Below are 15,236 nucleotides of genomic sequence, written 5' to 3' on the forward strand. Positions count from 1 at the left end.
CATGTCAGTTACGCTGACACCGCTGGATGCCGCCCTCATCAACGCGCTTGGCGACCACGCAGTGCCGGCCGCGCTGGGCATCGCCCGCCTGTTGCCGTGCATTGCCTGGCTGCCCTATCTGGGGGCCGGTGCGCTGCCATCGCGCACCGTCCGGGTGCTGCTGGTGCTGGTGGTGCTGGTGGGCATGTGGCCGGTCACGGCCGACCTGCAACGACCGCAGGGACTGCCGGCGCTCGCGCTGGCGGCGATGACCGAGGCCATCATCGGCACCGTGCTGGGGTTGATGCTGGCGCTGCCTTACCACGCCTTCCACGCCGTCGGTTCGATCATCGACACCCAACGCGGCGCGGGTGTCGGCGCGCTGCTCGACCCGCTCACCGGCGTGGAGGCCACCGAAACGGCGAACCTGCTGCAGACGTTCAGCGCAGTGGTGTTCCTGGTGGCCGGTGGCCTGGTGCCATTGATGGAAGCCATCCACGGCAGCTACACGCTGGTGCCCATGGGCGGCGCGTTCCTGCCGGACCTGCCCAGCCTGCACGGCTTCATGGACATCGTGTTCTCCGCGGCCGCGCGCATGGCCGCACCGGTGCTGGTGCTGCTGTTCCTGGTGGAAGTGGTGCTGGGCGTGTTGTCGCGCTTTGCCCAGCAGCTCAACGCGTTCTCGGTGTCGCTCGCGCTGAAATCGTTTCTGGCGCTGCTGGCGATGCTGTTCTACTTCATGCAGGTGATGGCCGACCAGGTGCCGGCGCTGTGGCGCCTGCACCCCCCGCTGCGCGCGCTGCTGCCCGGGATGCCCGCATGAGCAGCGGTGCCAGCGAGAAAACCGAAAAACCCACACCCAAGCGCCTGCAGAAGGAAGCGCAGAAGGGCAAAAGCTACAACAGCCGCGACCTGCTCGCGGCGGCCGTGTTGTGGGCCGGCGGCCTGGCCATGGCCACCGTCACCGGCCTGCAGTCGGTACGTGCGCTGTACACCGACCTGGTGGGCGGCCAGTTCAGTGTTCCACCGGCAGCGGCGGCCGTGGCCGCGCTCAAGGCATTTGCGTGGTCGGTGGTGCCGGTCCTGGCCGCCACCGTGGTCGCCAGCGCGGTGGTCTCGCTGCTCATGAGCCGGGGCATCATCGCCAGCGAAGCCATCCGGCTCGATCTGAACCGGGTCAACCCGGTCAATGGCTTCAAGAACCTGTTCTCGTTGAAGGTGCTCAAGGACCTGGGCAGGGCGGTGCTCTACCTGCTGTGCGCCGGCCTGTTCTGCTGGCTGGCCTTCACCCTGTGGGCGCCGGACGTGTTCGGCATCGTCCACGCCACCGATGCCCAGTTGGCCGCTGCCTGGGGCAAGCTGGCCAGCGCGGTGGGGGCGGGCCTGCTGTTGGCCCTCGCGCCGGTGTACCTGCTGGTGGGCTGGCTGGACCATCTGCTGCACATCCGCGAATTGAAGATGGAAAAGCACGAGGTCAAGCGCGAGCGCAAGGACAACGAAATCAGCGAGCAGGTCAAGCACCGGCGCCGCGAAATCAGCGACGAACTGTCTGCGCAGGTGCAGGCGGATACGGCCGGTTCAACCGTGGTGCTGGCCAACCCTACCCATATCGCCATCGGCATCTTCCTGATGGATGACGACATGCCCATGCCGTTCGTGTCGGTGCGCGAGAAGGGGGCACGCGCCCGCAAGGTGATCGCCCTGGCCGAGCGCAGCGGCGTGCCGGTGGTGCGCGATATCCGCCTGGCCCGTGCCGTGTTCGCCAAGAGCCGCCGCTACCGCTTCGTGCATGACGATGACATCGACGGCGTGATGCAGGTCGTGCGCTGGCTGCGCGACGTCGAGCGCGCTGCCCAACCGGTGGATACCGATACCCGCGACGACGGTGATACGCCGCCGACGCTGCAGTGAACCCTTCTTTTCCCCGCCACAGGTGATCCCCATGAATGAAACCCCCACCGGCCAGAGCGCCGACCAGGACAGCGCCGAACAGACCCGGCTGATCCTCGATGGCCTGCGCAATGGCGCCACCCTCAAAGACCTCAAGGGCATCAGCGGCGACATGCTGGAAGGCGTCTACGCGCTGGCCTACGACTTCTTCCGCAACGGCCAGTTGGACGATGCCGAACACTTCTTCCGCTTCCTGTCGCTGTATGACTTCTACAACGCCGATTACGCGATGGGCCTGGCCGCGGTGCTGCAGATGAAAAAGCAGTACGACAAGGCCATCTCCCACTACGCCTTGGCGCAGATGCTCGATACCCGCTCGGACAAGCCGATGTTCCACATGGCCCAATGCCACCTGGCACTGGGCAAGCTGACGCTGGCGCAGGAGTGCTTTGAAGGGGTGGCCAAGCGTGCCGGCGGCAGTGAGCTGGGCGTGCGCGCGCAGGCCTATATCGACGCCATCGGCGCAGCAGATGACGACACGCCCGGCGACACCGACGTACCCCCGTCACAGGCGTGATGGTGCGGCAGCCGCGCCTCGGCCCGCGCCGGATGCGCAGAACTTGAAAGCGCCGCACCGGCGCGGCGGGGAAGATGGCGGCACAGGATGCGCTGCCCCGGCCAGTACGCCGGGCGGCGCGCTTCTTTCCCTCCGCAGACAGGCACGATGCCATGACGACCATTTCTCCCAGCCTACCGCTTGCGTTGCGCCCCGGCAGCCACGGCCAGGCCGCCCGCGCCGCCCAGGGTTTCGGCGCCGCCGACCTTGGCGCGATCGAACGGGTCCAGGCGCGGTTCGTGCAACTGGTGGACAAGCTGCAGGCGCAGGGCCACACCGGGCCCCGCGCCGCCACCACCCACAACAACGGCGCACCGGAACTGCGTGCGCCTGACCCGCAGCGGCTGGGCCGTGCCTTCGAGGCCGCCGGCCTGCCGAAGGCATCCGAGCGCCTGTCGCCGCAAGCGGCATTGCTGGCCCTGGTGGGCACCCTGGGCAAAATGCTCGGTGCCAGCTCGCTGGCCAATCTGGTGGCCGCCAGCAAGGCGCGCGCCGAGGCGCTGGTCAGCCGCAGTGCCCAGGCCCAACAACTGGCCGCCGCGCTGGATGCGGCCCTGGCTGCCGAAGCCGCCGCAGCGGATGTGGCTGATGCCGCCGGCGCCGACGCGGCGCAGGCCCAGGCCGCCGCCGAGGCCGCCCGGGCCGAGGTGGATCGGTTGCAGCAGGCGCTGGAAGGCCTGGATCCGGCCGACCCGGACTACGAAACCCTGCGTGCCGCACTGGAAACCGACCTGGCCGGTGCACGGCAGGCAGCCACCACCGCCGCGCAGGGCGCCGAGCAGGCGGGTGCCCGGCTTGCCGCGGCCAGCGAACAGTACCTGGCGGCCGTGGACGTCTCCAACAAGGTGCGTGCGCAGGTGGACGCGTTCAACCGCGAGGACCCCACCGGTCTGCGCCCGCCCGAGGTGGACCTGGGCAGCCGCAGTGCGCGCATGCAGGCGTTGATCGGCCTGCTCAGCCAGATCATGTCCGACGCATCGCTGGAGAAACTCAAGACCGACAGCGAAGCCACGATCAAACGGCTGGAAGCCTCGCAGAAGGAACAGCTGAAGCTCGCCGAGGAACAGGAGGCCGAACTGGAGCGTGCCCGCGAGGCCGAGAGCAAGTCCGGCTGCTTCGGCAAGGTGTTCGGCTGGGTCAGCAAGGCCCTGGCAGTGGTGGGCAGCATCGCTGCCATCGCCGTGGGCACGCTGACCGCCAATCCGCTGCTGGTGGTGGCCGGCACGGTCGGGTTGATCATGACCGTGGACAGCATCCAGGCCGAATTCACTGGATTCTCGGTGATGGGCAAGGTCACCGATGCCATCGGCAAGGCGGTCACCGAAGCACTGGTGGCCTTCGGCGTGGACCGCGCCATCGCCGAGCAGATCGGCGCCGTCGTCGCCGTCATCGTCATCATGGTGGCCATCATTGCCGCCACCATCGCAGCCGGCAACTTCAGCGGTGCGGCCACCGAAGCGGGCAAGATCGCCGCCCTGGTCAAGCAGGCCGTGGAAGTGGTGCAGACGCTGGCGCAGCTGGCCTCGGTCGCCTCGTCGGTGGCCACCGGCGTGGGCAACTTCATCGTTGCCGGCATCCAGGTCGACATTGCCAAGCTGCTTGAGCAGCTGGAGAAGTACCTGTTCGGCGACGACGTCATCCGCAGCCTGCTGCAGATGGTGCAGGACGCTGTCGCACAGCTCAGCCGCACCGGGCTGGACCTGATGACCCAGGCCAGCGACATCCTGGCCGAGGAAGCCTCTGCCTCCCGCGCCATCCTGGCCCATATCCGCACCTCGGCCTGAGCCGCTTACGCATTTCCTGGGGCGACGCGCTCCCTTCGCAAGGAACACTCTGATGACTATCTCAATCTTCACCTCCTCCCTTCCCGCACAGCTGCGCACCACCACCGACACGGCGCGTTCCCTGCAAGGGGCAAAAGCGATCGACGCCAGCGCGATGGACAAGATCGCCAGCGAGCTGCTGGCCCAGATGGCGGTTGCCGGTGCGGCACTCGGCGCCGTGCTTGGCACGCTGCGGCTTCCCACGCGCGAGGCCCTTTCCGCAGGCGAGGCGCGCAAAGTGATCGATGGCCTGCCTGCGGGCAGCCTGATCGGACCGATCAGCGCGCAGCGGCAGCAGTTGATGGAGCGTGCCGCCACGCTGACCGAAACCGGCGTGCGTCAGGCCATTGCCAACGGGGCCAACGAGTCACCGGAACGCCTGAAGGCCGGTACTGAACACGCCATGCTCAAGACGCTGGCCGAGGCAAAGAATGAAGCGGAAGCCAATGGCCATTTCCGCGCCGCATTCGAAAGCATCGCCAGCGGTACACACAGGATTGCCGTGCCCGATTCGGGCGCATTGGAAGCCCTGCGCGACAGTGGCCTGCTGGAGGACAGCGCTGTGCTCTCCTCCCAGCTGGACGCACTGATTGCCATGCACCCGGACGAACGCGTCGAGAAGAGTCGCACCGATGCCGTGTTCGCGATGATGGTGCTGCTGATGACCCTGCTCATGGCACTGTCGGAGACCGACCGCAAGCAGGGCGCGGCCTCGCTGATCAAGGCCGAGGCGTTCGTCAAGGCTGCCGGTGAACGACTGGTGGCCAGTGCAGAGGAGCACAAGAAGGGGGCGGCAATCGCGTTGGGCACCACGGTGGCCATCGCCGGCGCCGGCCTCGGCGTGATGGCGTATGGAACCTCCAAGAACGTCAAGAGCATTGATCGCAACGAGCTTAACGCGGTCGGCCACAGCCAGAAGGCCAACAAGCAGGCGCTCGATCTGGCCAGCGGTGAGGCCAAGGCTGGTGGCGGCGCCATGAGCGCCGGTCAGAAGGGTGTGCTGACTGGCGGTGGCAGCCGCACCGCCGCAGCCACCAACCATGCTCAGCACGCCCGGAACACCGCGCAGAACTCGATGCCGATCGCGGCGGGCCAGTCGACAACTCAAATGGGCAACGCCGCAGGCAATGTGGCCCAGGCCGATGGCGATGCCAAGGCGGCCGAGGAAAGCCGCATCAAGGAGAACCTCACCCAGGCTGCCGAAGTCAGCCGCAAAACGTCCGAGAATCAGCAGCAGGAGGCAGTCAAGGCGCGCGAATCCACCGACGAGGTCCGCCGCCAGCTGGCCGCGCTTGGCGATACCCAGGCCGCTACCCGCGACGCCATTACCCGCAACATCGGCGCCTGATCCCCTGCCTTTTCATTCCGTGCCGCCCGGCGTCCCCGCCGGCGGTACGCAAAGACCGTGAGTTCCCATGATCCTACCCACCGCGTTCACCCCCTTGCGCACGACAGGCCAGCCGCCGGCACCGTCGCCGGCTGCCAGCGCCGGCCTGCAGGAGCAGCGCATCGCGCGCCCGTCGCTCGACCGCGCCGGCTTGATCGAGACAGGTGCCCGGCTGCATGCCGAGCAGGGTCGGCGCGCTGGCCTGCGCCTGCAGTTGCAGCAGGCTGCGCAGCTACAGCGGCAGGTCCAGGCGCTGCTGGAGGAGGGCGAACACGTCGCGCCCCCCGCGCAGGCGCAGGACGGCGCTGCCTATGCGGAGGACACCAAGAACACGCGTGAGTGGCGCGCACGTGCGGCCATGGCATTGACCGCCAAGGCCCAAGCGGCCGGTCTGCTGACCGGCGCGCAGGCGTCCTCGTCAACCGACGACACCGGCGCCGTGCTGTCTGCCCTGCAGGCGAACCTGGCACAGGCCGAGCGCGGCCTGCGCCATGCCTGGGCGCAGAACGAGGCCACGGGCTTGTTTGTGCTGCCCGGCGAAGACGGCGACCTGGCCGTGCTGGATCGCTGCACCCTGCAGTGGGCCGACATGGCGCGTCGCGATACGCTCATTGCCGACATGCGGGTCGCGCTGGATTCCGTCCTTGGCGCACACGCCAACGTGGACCCAACCCAGGCCGCGCAGATCAGGCAGGCGATCGCCGACGCCGGGCGCAGCCAGCTGATGGTCAGCGTGCAGGCGCTGGCAGACGATCCGGGCATCGACGCCACGGTGAAGGCCAGCCTTGCCGTGCAGCTGCAGCCACTGTTCGCCCACCACGAGGCGGCGGCCGATGCGGCCGCGCAGGACCACGGCTCGCACTACGACTTCTTCGACGAGCTGTTCAAATTGCTGGAAGGGCTGCAGGGCGACTGGCTGGACCGCAACCAGGAGATTCTGGAAAGGTACATCGCCTTCTTCGAGAAGCTGACCGAAGTGATGGCGCTGTTTGCTTCCGCCTTCAACGGGTTCCAGAACGATGGCACCCAGAACATGAACTTCGACAGGCTTTGGGTTGCACTGGAGGACTTGAAGAACAGCGACGCCATGAACCTGGGGGGCAGCTTCGCCACCGAAGCAGAGGCGCAGGAGCATCTGAAAAAGCTGGGTCTGGAAGGCGTCACCGTGGTCCGCGACGGGAACGGCTACCAGCTGAGAATGGACACCTCCACGATCAGCAACCTGCAGGGAACGCTGTCGCTCAAGAATGGTCGCCCGCCGAATCCGCGGCCCGGTGAACCCGGCTATGACACGGGGGGGCGAAACGTATTCCTCACGCCGGCCAAAGTGAATGCCATCACGTCGGCCAAGGACGCCCTGATGGAGCGTTTCAATCACATCAGTAAGGTGATGACCGAAAACTATCAGCGCACGCTGCAGCTGTGGGATACCTTGGTGAAGACCCTCAGCGGCACCATCGATGCGATCACCGAAGCCGATCGCGTCTTCGTCAGCAACTTGACGTGATCACGATCTTGCCCTTCTTCGATCAGGAATGACCTCGATGCCTAACCCAAGCGTCAGTGCGACGTCCCACATGCTTCCGCCGCGTTCATACCAGCCGCCGGTGCAACGAGAATGCCTGCCCGTCGACAGTCTCAAAAATGGGTCGCTGCCAACGTCCACGCGCACCTCAGCCTCAACCTCCACCTCCGCGTCCCAGCAGTCACGCGGACCGATGGCGCAGTCTGCTGCCGGTAAACAGCTATCCATGATCGGCAATGCGGGCAGCAAGACCTTGGAGATGTGGGACACGTTCCACAGTACCAACGCGTCGGTGGCGGAAAACCTGGTGGTGCAGAACGCAGCATCTGGCAGAAGCTCCCCAATCGATGCCAGCCATATATTCGGCAAGGAGCGGATCAACGCCTCGCTCGACCATCGCGCGCTGGCCACCCAAAACGTGCTTGCCAACCTCAACGGTGTGCAGGTAAACGGTGCGATCGTCCAGGAGATCATCCATGGGGATCACGACGCCATGGGGCGCGAGGCGGTGGTCAGCGCCTGCGTGCAGTTGGCGGTCACCGACGTGGACCGGTTCGGTATCGAGCACGCCGGGCTGGCGCCCCTGCCGCATGTGCCGACAGCCGAGGTTGAGGCATTGACCAAGGCCCTCTCCACCTACATTGAGACCGTAGTCAAGGAGGGCGTGAGCAGGAAAGGCAACAACTGGACCGACTGCGCGCGCAACAGCCTGACCACGGACGCGCGCCGGGCCGCACTGGATGCGCTGCGCAACGCTGCTGGCAAGCTGTCAGCCGCGGTTGACCTGACCTCCACCACCCCGGCCAACAAGACCATGGGCCGTCTGGCGCAACTGATGATGCCCGGGCTGGATCATATTGCCTGCCAGAAGCAGGGCATCTGCCTGAGCGAGGCGGTGCAGCCTGGCGCGCTGGAAAACTTCATCAACGCCAAGGCCGGTGCTGCCTGGACCACGGTGATGAATCAATGGCAAGCGGCCGACACGGTCGGCCTGTTCACCTTCGCGGGCAAGCTGCTGCATCTGCTGGACGAGGCGGAGCGCGGCACGCCGGCAGCACCCACGCCGCGCACGCCTGCCGCAGACACGCCGCCGCCGGCACGGGATCGCCGCATGTCCGAGCCGATGGCAGGGCCGGTGTTCAACAACAGCAACCGCATGGGCGATATGCACACCACCGTGAACGCCCCCGACCTGAGCTGGATACCGGCGCTGATGCAGCCGATGCACGAGTTCAACAAGGAAGTGCTGCCCCAGGTGCTGCAGCTGTTGCGGGAGCAGGGTGTTGGCAGGCCGGGTCCAGATGGAAAGCCGGGCCCCGACGGCAATCAAGGTCCGGATGGCAATCGAGGGCCGGACGGCAATCAAGGTCCGGATGGCAATCGAGGTCCGGACGGCAATCAAGGTCCGGATGGCAATCGAGGTCCGGACGGCAATCAAGGTCCGGATGGCAATCGAGGTCCGGATGGTAATCGGGGTCCGGATGGTAATCAGGGTCCGGATGGTAATCGGGGTCCGGATGGTAATCAGGGTCCGGATGGTAATCGGGGTCCGGATGGTAATCAGGGTCCGGATGGTAACCAAGGCCCAGATGGAAGGCCGATCGTCCATGACGTGGTCAAAACAATCCGGATGCCGGAACCGATGAACCCACCCGTAGCCCGGGTCTTCATTCAGCCCACCAAGTCGGACAAGAAGTGGTTGCCCACCTTCCTGGGTGCGCCCAATCCGGGCTTGCGCCATGGCAACGTTTTCCAAGGTGGCTCGCAATACTTGATGAACTACACAGCATTGCGCCACAACAACCAGAGCAGGACGGTGCAGGTGGCAGTGAAGGGAGGAGCCGTACGTGAAGTGGATACGGTCCGAAGTGACCTGGATACCCCTGAGGTCGTTCCTGCGATATCGGCGGCGCGGATCCGCCAAGACGTGAATCACCGCGGCAAAGCCAGCGAAATTCTGCGCGTGACGGTGCAGCCGGAGACCGTGAAGCAGGCCGCCGAGGAGAGGGCGGCAGCGGCTCGGCAGCGGCGTGCAGCGACGCCGGATCCGGGCCTGCTTGACACCGATCAGCCATGGGTCTCAGCCCGCGGGACCACCGTCTGACGCTGGTATCCCATTTCAACACTCCGGTTTGCGCTTCGGCTACACGCTTCCAATAGGCTGCCCAGCCAAGGCTGGGCGCACGCCACCCATACGAACTCCCATCACCATGCCAGTCCCCACCTGCATCTGTACTTCCCTTGGCCTACCAGCAGTCAGCCGCTTCGTTGGCGCGGCCGCCAGAGCGTCCCACGCGCCGGACACCCGCGCCGGTATCGCGCTCACCGCCCTGCGCAACGCACCGGGCGAACACGTCAACGACCTCATCCGCCGAAGTGGTGAATTCGTGCGCCTGTCCGAGCTTCACCAGGCGTGTCGCCATCTGTCTGCATCGGCGGCGTTGCGGATGACCGAAACCGGTGAGATCCGCAAGGCCTCGCCCGGCGTCTTCAGCCGCATTGCGCACACCAAGCCGAAGACCCACTACGCGGCACAGGTCACGTTGCTCTCCGAAGAGGTCAACAGCATCACCAATGGCTCGCTCAGCGCCGTGCGCGGCTGCCACCTGGCCCAGTTTGCAGAGTCCGCTGCGCGCAGGCTGGAGTCGGTGACTCGCACTGCATTCCCCAGCTTCTATCAGGCGGTAGCCGCCAACACCCCGTCAGGCGCACCGGTGGCCGACGCCATCATCGATGTGCTCGTTGCGGTAAATGCCAACGCGCCTGATGGCCTCCATCGGATCGAAAAGATGATCTGATCCGCGCACACGGCACCTGTTTTACAAGTTGTTGCATGGTGGGTGCCGCGGCAATCACGCACCATGGCGCCCGGCCCGCCCGCCGCGTCATTGCAGGCGTCACGCGGGCCGGCCCATCGCCCCTGGATGTACATGACCGTCGTACCCCCCCTGTCGATTGCTACGCTTGTCGCTCACGCCAGTGGGCGCTGCCCACTGCACGTTGCCGCCGGTGACCGGCTGGTCGAAGACCTGCGCCTGGACTCGATGGACGTGGCCGGTCTCTTCATCGACATCGAGAATGTGCACGGCGTCATCCTGGCGCCGGAGGTGGTACGGTCCATCCGCACTGTCGCCGATCTGGACGCCGCCGTGATCGCACAGGGGCGCCGGCAGCCATGATCCGCGTCACCCTATGCGCGCTGCTGCTGGCATTTACCTCCCCGGCCAACGCGGCCATCCATGCCAGGCTTGGTGCGGATGGCCACGTCCACGTCAGTGAGACGCCTGCGCCGGGCACGCAGCCGTTCAATCCACTGCAACCGCGCCCATCGCGTCCCAGGGTGCAGACGCGCACGGCTGCGGCACCCACGCCACCGCGCGGCAGCGCATGGGCACACCCGCTGATTGATGCGGCCGGGCAACAGGCGGGGGTGGACGCGGCGCTGCTGCATGCCGTGGTACAGGTGGAATCGGCCTACAACCCGCGCGCAGTGTCACGCGCGGGCGCGGCTGGCCTGATGCAGTTGATGCCGGCCACCGCCAAACGCTTCGGTGTGCGTGATCGCTTCGATGCCGCGCAGAACCTCAGCGGCGGCGCAGCCTATCTGGCGTGGCTCATCAAACAGTTCGACGGTGACCTGGAGCTGGTGCTGGCCGCCTACAACGCCGGCGAAGGCGCGGTGCGCCGGCATGGCAACACCGTTCCCCCCTATGCCGAAACCCGTGCGTACGTACGCCGCGTGCTTGCGCTGTACGCGCGTTGAGCACGTGATGCCCTCCCTTTCTTCCCTTTTGATTCCTGGTCCAGCCTTGCCATGTCCTACCAGCTGAAGCTTCTCTCCGGCACGCTGAACGGCGTGGAATACACGTTGAACCGCGGCGACACCGTGTTCCATATCGGCGCCCGTCAGGATCTGCTGGATGGCCGCGCCGCACAGTTGCTGCAGGGGGCAGAGAATGCGTATTTCCTGCCCGAAGACCTGCCGCCCGCCGCCTTCCTGGTGCAGTGTCCGGCCACTGCCGACGCCACCACCGGGCTGCAGCTGGGCGAGCGCGAGGCCGCCGACCAGCCCTGGCAGTATCGGCCCCTGTCAGCGCAGACCGTGGTTCAGTGCTGCGGGGTGTACTTCGCGGTGCGCACCACGGCCGAGCCCTGGGTGCCGGAGGTGCTTGCCTTCGTGCCCCCGCACCAGGCCGTGGCCGCGCTGGTACCTGGCCGGCGCCCGGCCGCCGACGCCGCGCCGCCCCGCGCGCCTGGTCGCGGCGGCGTTCTTCGCTGGGCGGCGCTGGCGGTTGTAGTGGTGGCCGTGGCGTCGGCATGGTTCTACTGGCAGTACACGCCACAGGTCCGTGTGAATGGTCTGGCGACGGTGCTGCGCAACGCACCGGGCGACTACCAGATCGTGGCCGGCACCGACGGCAAGCTGTATGCCTTCACCGACGACCGCGACGGCGCGGCGTGGGGCGAGTGCGCCAGCCGTCGCCTGCAGCGCAGCGATGACATCTACCTGCTGCGCCGCCAGGAGGCCGAGCGGCTGGAGCAGGGCCTGCTGCAGGCCGGGCTGCCGGTGGTGATCGTCCGCCTGGAGCAGCCCGCCCAGCCACACATCGTGTTGCTGGGGCCGATCACTCCCGTGCAGCGTGAGCAGGCCCAAGCCTTCATCCGTGGCCATGCGGCCTATGCCAGCGGCCCGGTGCAGGTGAGCACCACCAGCGATGCCACGCTGGTGGCACTGGCCCAGGCGCAGTTGCGCGGTCTGGGCATCAGCAGCCGCGCCGAGCCCTATGGCACCCGGGTGAGCGTCATCAACGATGTCTTCCTCGACGACGCCAGCCTCAATGCCATGGCCGGCATGGCCGGGCACTTCCACCGTGAATGGGGCCAGCGCCGCATCACGGTCCACCTGCAACTGTGGGACGACCTGCTGCAGGGTCGCTCCTATCGCTATTCACCGGGCCAGCTGATGTCAGTGGGCGAAGGCCGGTGGACTTACGCACGTGCCACCCATGGCGCGGCCCCTGCAGCTCCCTGACTTTCCTGGAGACGTACTTCGATGAGCACCTTTGTAACCAACAACACCGGCTCCACCATCAACGCCCATGGCGATTTCGGCGATCCGGGCCTGCCCGGCGGCAGCGCCGCCAAATGGGGCGGCTGGATGAGCGAGCACGCCAAGGCGTTCGATACGGGTGTGAGCGACCTGAAGGCCAAGCTGGACGATGCCTTCTCCGAACTGAAGAAGGACCCGGGCAATCCCATCCTGCTGGGCGCCTATCAGAGCGCGCTGTCCGAATACAACATGTACCGCATGCTGCAGTCCAACTCGACCAAGAGCCTGACCGACCAGAGCAAGTCGGTCATCCGCAACCTGGCGTGAACCCCACCCGCCGTTGGCGCAGGGCCGCGGCGGGTCTTTCAAGGAAATCACCGTGATATCCATTACTACCATCGACACGGCTGTTTCCAGTGGCGCCGCCGACGGCGCGCTGGTGCCCCTGTCGGACCGTTTCAACGAGGCTTTTGCGCGTTACTACGTCCAGGCCGGTCATGAACGCGACGGCATCCTGGCCGCCGCCAACGACCCGATGGTGGCGGCCGATCCGCAGCAGCTGTACCAGTTGCAGCTTCGCCAGGAGGCCTACACCAAGCAGGTCACGCTCACCTCCGCCCTGGTCGGCCATGCCACCAAGGGCATCGAAACCCTGGTCAAGAGCTGACCGATGATGCCGCTTCGATCATCCCGGCCGCTGCTGCTGGCCATGTTGTGTCTGCTGCTGGTGGCCTGCACACGCACACCGCTGCTGCAGGGGCTCGATGAGCGCCAGGCCAACGAGGTGGTGGCCGTGCTGTTGCGCCATAACATCAGCGCGGACAAACATCTCAACGGCAAGGCCGGTTTCAGCGTGACTGTGGGCCAGGGCGATCTGGCCGAGGCGATCGACCTGGTGCAGGCGCACAACCTGCCTTCGGCGCCGCGCACGCAGATCGCCAGCCAGTTCCCGTCCGATGCGATGGTCAGCACGCCATTGGGCGAGCGGGCCCGGCTGCTGTCGGCCATCGAACAGCGCCTGGAGGAATCGCTGGCCACCCTCGACGGTGTGCACACCGCGCGCGTTCATGTGAGCTACGACGCCGGCCCGGTGGAGGGCAGCCTGCAGCAGCGCAAGCCGCCGGCCATGCACGTGGCGGCGCTGCTGGTGCACGTGCCGGGCGCCGACGAGCAGGCGCTGCTGCAATCGGTCAAGCGCTTCCTGCGCAACGCCTTCGTGGATGTGGCCTACGACAATGTGTCGGTGGTTCTTACCCCGGCACAGGCCACCCGCACGCTGGCGGTAACGCCTGCCGAACACTACGCCGGCCCATGGCGGTCGCTGCTGCTGCCGCTGGCGCTGCTTGCGCTGCTGGGCGGCGCGGTGTGGTTGCTCCGCCGCAGCGGACGCACCCTGTCGCAGGGGCTGGCTGCCCTGCGCGGTCGCCTGCGCCCTCGCGAGCGAGCTGCCGATGCCCGCACGTCCTGACCTGCTGCGGGTGCTGCATGACCCGCTGCAGTACTACGCCCCCTGGCACCAGGCCGGTGCGAAGCTGCAGCCGGCGCAGCGCAGCGCTCTCAACGCCGTGCTGATACAGCGCTTCGCGCTGCCGGCCTACCAGCGGCCGCCCCCCCACCAGCAGTTGCTGACCGAGCGCCTGGTCGCGGGCTGGTCGCGGCTGCCCGGTGCGGCCTACCTGGTGGCCTGTGCCAAGCATCGCCATCGGCTGATGGGCAGCCGCGCGTTCGTCGGGTTGCCGCGGCCGGTGCACGCCTTTCTCCGGTTGCCTTTCGCCACCTGTGGCCCGACCGCGGTCGACGTGGAGGATGCCGACAGCCTGCGCGCCTGGGGCGCGGCCTACCTGCTGGCAGGGCTGCAGGAGCAGATGCCGCCTTGGCTGCGGGCGCGCGCCCAGCTGTGCCTGGCCGGCCCGGCACAGCCGGCGCCAGCGCGTGGCAGCGCCGAGTTTGCCGGGCCTTTCGACATCACCTGTTTCTGGAGTGCGTGGAACCATGCTGCGAACGTATCCTGAGGACCTGCTCGACTACGCCGTGGACGGTGTTGTGCAGGCGGTCAGCGTCGGCCAGGCGGCCGATCATCGTCGATTGCTGGCCGCCGCACGCGCGCGCGCGCAGCAGGACCGGAAGCACGTGCAGGCACAGGCGCAGGCACTGCGCGCAGACGCCCTGGCGGCCGGCTACCAGCAGGGCATGCTGCAGGCGATCACCCAGCTGCTGCCGCTGATCGAGGCGCTGCAGTGCGAGCAGCAGCGCCTGATCGACGCCGTGCGCCAGCAGCTGCACGCGCGGCTGCAGGCCATGACGGTGGATCCGGACGTGCTGGTACCGCAGTGGTCTGCCGCCTGCGAACGCTGGGTGGCGGGTATCGCCAACGCGGCGGTGCTGCACGTGCCCGAGGACCAGCCCGCGTTGCTGCAGGCCCTGACCACGGCGCTGGCCGAGACCCACGTCACCGTGCAACCCGCGCCGCGACAGACCCCGGCCCTGCATGTGGGCGAGCTGGTCTACAGCCTGGACATGCAGACCCCGTTGAAGGACACCGTGGAACAGACGCTGCAGCGCCAGTTGCCGCACCTGCAGCCACGCCTTGCCGCCCTGGCCAACGCGTACTGCGATGCGCTGCAGGCCAGCCTGGCCCATACCCACCATCGTCGCCGCTTTGCGGCATTGGACACCCCGCATGACCATTGATCCAACCCCACGCGCAGACAGTCTGCTACCCGCAGTGCCCGCCGTCGGCACCGTGGTCCCCCTGCACCAGCGCATGCAGGAACAGGCGCAGCACGCTGAAGAGAGTGAACCGGTGCCCTTGCCCGAGCCGGGTCCGGAGCCGCACCCCATGCCCGTTCCCGTGGAAGACCCGGTGCGCGTGTGGGCGCAGCGGATCTTCATGGAAACGATGCTCTATGGAGAAGAAGAAGAGAACGGCATTCCGCCGTTGTCGATCGAACTCTGAGGCGCGTGCG

General features: G+C 67.0%; 16 protein-coding genes and 1 pseudogene. All 17 read left to right on the forward strand.

The features are described 5' to 3' along the window. The first annotated feature begins 1 nt into the window (after position 1). The 17 genes and pseudogenes from sctT to GQ674_RS01680 all read left to right on the forward strand — a co-directional run bounded on the left by sctT (position 2) and on the right by GQ674_RS01680 (position 15,226). A complete protein-coding gene (gene sctT / locus GQ674_RS01600; RefSeq protein WP_159495734.1) occupies positions 2 to 802 on the forward strand; it encodes a type III secretion system export apparatus subunit SctT in 801 nt (266 codons plus the stop codon). Next, entirely contained in the window at positions 799 to 1,890 is a 1,092-nt protein-coding gene (locus GQ674_RS01605; RefSeq protein ID WP_159495735.1) for an EscU/YscU/HrcU family type III secretion system export apparatus switch protein, read from the forward strand. The genes sctT and GQ674_RS01605 overlap by 4 nt, the downstream gene beginning before the upstream one ends. A gap of 31 nt (positions 1,891 to 1,921) precedes the next feature. Beyond that, positions 1,922 to 2,446 (forward strand): SycD/LcrH family type III secretion system chaperone, encoded by a 525-nt coding sequence (locus GQ674_RS01610; RefSeq protein WP_159495736.1) that lies wholly within the window; start codon positions 1,922 to 1,924, stop codon positions 2,444 to 2,446. A gap of 152 nt (positions 2,447 to 2,598) precedes the next feature. Then, positions 2,599 to 4,269, forward strand: coding sequence for a type III secretion system translocon subunit SctE (gene sctE / locus GQ674_RS01615; RefSeq protein ID WP_159495737.1), 1,671 nt, complete (start codon positions 2,599 to 2,601; stop codon positions 4,267 to 4,269). Positions 4,270 to 4,321: 52 nt separating this feature from the next. After that, positions 4,322 to 5,656: a hypothetical protein gene (locus tag GQ674_RS01620; RefSeq protein WP_159495738.1), complete on the forward strand. Its 1,335-nt coding sequence runs from the start codon at positions 4,322 to 4,324 to the stop codon at positions 5,654 to 5,656. Positions 5,657 to 5,723: 67 nt separating this feature from the next. Further along, a complete protein-coding gene (locus tag GQ674_RS01625; protein WP_159495739.1) occupies positions 5,724 to 7,202 on the forward strand; it encodes an IpaD/SipD/SspD family type III secretion system needle tip protein in 1,479 nt (492 codons plus the stop codon). A gap of 211 nt (positions 7,203 to 7,413) precedes the next feature. Beyond that, the gene (locus GQ674_RS21485) at positions 7,414 to 9,324 is read left to right on the forward strand and encodes a hypothetical protein (protein WP_236546166.1); all 1,911 of its coding nucleotides are present in this window, start codon (positions 7,414 to 7,416) and stop codon (positions 9,322 to 9,324) included. Positions 9,325 to 9,607: 283 nt separating this feature from the next. After that, positions 9,608 to 10,018, forward strand: a complete 411-nt coding sequence (locus tag GQ674_RS01635) for a hypothetical protein (protein WP_159495740.1) — start codon at positions 9,608 to 9,610, stop codon at positions 10,016 to 10,018. Positions 10,019 to 10,150: 132 nt separating this feature from the next. Beyond that, positions 10,151 to 10,399, forward strand: coding sequence for a hypothetical protein (locus tag GQ674_RS01640; protein ID WP_159495741.1), 249 nt, complete (start codon positions 10,151 to 10,153; stop codon positions 10,397 to 10,399). Between the two features lie 224 nt (positions 10,400 to 10,623). Continuing rightward, positions 10,624 to 10,983 (forward strand): annotated as a pseudogene (locus tag GQ674_RS01645) (lytic transglycosylase domain-containing protein); the annotation flags it as partial. A gap of 51 nt (positions 10,984 to 11,034) precedes the next feature. After that, positions 11,035 to 12,252, forward strand: a complete 1,218-nt coding sequence (locus GQ674_RS01650) for a PrgH/EprH family type III secretion apparatus protein (RefSeq protein WP_159495743.1) — start codon at positions 11,035 to 11,037, stop codon at positions 12,250 to 12,252. 21 nt (positions 12,253 to 12,273) lie between these two features. After that, a complete protein-coding gene (locus GQ674_RS01655; protein WP_201290206.1) occupies positions 12,274 to 12,597 on the forward strand; it encodes an EscF/YscF/HrpA family type III secretion system needle major subunit in 324 nt (107 codons plus the stop codon). A 52-nt stretch (positions 12,598 to 12,649) separates the two neighbouring features. Then, positions 12,650 to 12,937, forward strand: coding sequence for a type III secretion system inner rod subunit SctI (gene sctI, locus GQ674_RS01660; RefSeq protein ID WP_159495744.1), 288 nt, complete (start codon positions 12,650 to 12,652; stop codon positions 12,935 to 12,937). Positions 12,938 to 12,943: 6 nt separating this feature from the next. Then, the gene (gene sctJ, locus GQ674_RS01665; RefSeq protein WP_159495745.1) at positions 12,944 to 13,738 is read left to right on the forward strand and encodes a type III secretion inner membrane ring lipoprotein SctJ; all 795 of its coding nucleotides are present in this window, start codon (positions 12,944 to 12,946) and stop codon (positions 13,736 to 13,738) included. Further along, complete coding sequence (locus GQ674_RS01670) at positions 13,722 to 14,282, forward strand: hypothetical protein (RefSeq protein WP_159495746.1); 561 nt, start codon at positions 13,722 to 13,724, stop codon at positions 14,280 to 14,282. Before sctJ ends, GQ674_RS01670 begins: the two co-directional genes overlap by 17 nt. Then, positions 14,263 to 14,961, forward strand: coding sequence for a hypothetical protein (locus GQ674_RS01675; RefSeq protein ID WP_159495747.1), 699 nt, complete (start codon positions 14,263 to 14,265; stop codon positions 14,959 to 14,961). Before GQ674_RS01670 ends, GQ674_RS01675 begins: the two co-directional genes overlap by 20 nt. Next, positions 14,951 to 15,226, forward strand: a complete 276-nt coding sequence (locus GQ674_RS01680; protein ID WP_159495748.1) for a hypothetical protein — start codon at positions 14,951 to 14,953, stop codon at positions 15,224 to 15,226. Before GQ674_RS01675 ends, GQ674_RS01680 begins: the two co-directional genes overlap by 11 nt. Positions 15,227 to 15,236: the final 10 nt, after the last annotated feature.

The sequence above is a fragment of the Stenotrophomonas sp. 364 genome, from assembly GCF_009832905.1.
Taxonomy (GTDB): domain Bacteria; phylum Pseudomonadota; class Gammaproteobacteria; order Xanthomonadales; family Xanthomonadaceae; genus Stenotrophomonas; species Stenotrophomonas maltophilia_AP.

Bases quoted from the DNA above. Each gene is read 5' to 3' on its own strand.
- GQ674_RS01650 (WP_159495743.1), top strand. From the start codon at position 11,035: ATGTCCTACCAGCTGAAGCTTCTCTCCGGCACGCTGAACGGCGTGGAA.
- sctE (WP_159495737.1), top strand. From the start codon at position 2,599: ATGACGACCATTTCTCCCAGCCTACCGCTTGCGTTGCGCCCCGGCAGC.
- GQ674_RS01670 (WP_159495746.1), top strand. From the start codon at position 13,722: ATGCCCGCACGTCCTGACCTGCTGCGGGTGCTGCATGACCCGCTGCAG.
- sctT (WP_159495734.1), top strand. From the start codon at position 2: ATGTCAGTTACGCTGACACCGCTGGATGCCGCCCTCATCAACGCGCTT.
- GQ674_RS01625 (WP_159495739.1), top strand. From the start codon at position 5,724: ATGATCCTACCCACCGCGTTCACCCCCTTGCGCACGACAGGCCAGCCG.
- GQ674_RS01605 (WP_159495735.1), top strand. From the start codon at position 799: ATGAGCAGCGGTGCCAGCGAGAAAACCGAAAAACCCACACCCAAGCGC.
- GQ674_RS01680 (WP_159495748.1), top strand. From the start codon at position 14,951: ATGACCATTGATCCAACCCCACGCGCAGACAGTCTGCTACCCGCAGTG.
- GQ674_RS01675 (WP_159495747.1), top strand. From the start codon at position 14,263: ATGCTGCGAACGTATCCTGAGGACCTGCTCGACTACGCCGTGGACGGT.
- GQ674_RS01610 (WP_159495736.1), top strand. From the start codon at position 1,922: ATGAATGAAACCCCCACCGGCCAGAGCGCCGACCAGGACAGCGCCGAA.
- GQ674_RS01620 (WP_159495738.1), top strand. From the start codon at position 4,322: ATGACTATCTCAATCTTCACCTCCTCCCTTCCCGCACAGCTGCGCACC.
- sctJ (WP_159495745.1), top strand. From the start codon at position 12,944: ATGCCGCTTCGATCATCCCGGCCGCTGCTGCTGGCCATGTTGTGTCTG.
- GQ674_RS01655 (WP_201290206.1), top strand. From the start codon at position 12,274: ATGAGCACCTTTGTAACCAACAACACCGGCTCCACCATCAACGCCCAT.
- GQ674_RS01640 (WP_159495741.1), top strand. From the start codon at position 10,151: ATGACCGTCGTACCCCCCCTGTCGATTGCTACGCTTGTCGCTCACGCC.
- GQ674_RS21485 (WP_236546166.1), top strand. From the start codon at position 7,414: ATGGCGCAGTCTGCTGCCGGTAAACAGCTATCCATGATCGGCAATGCG.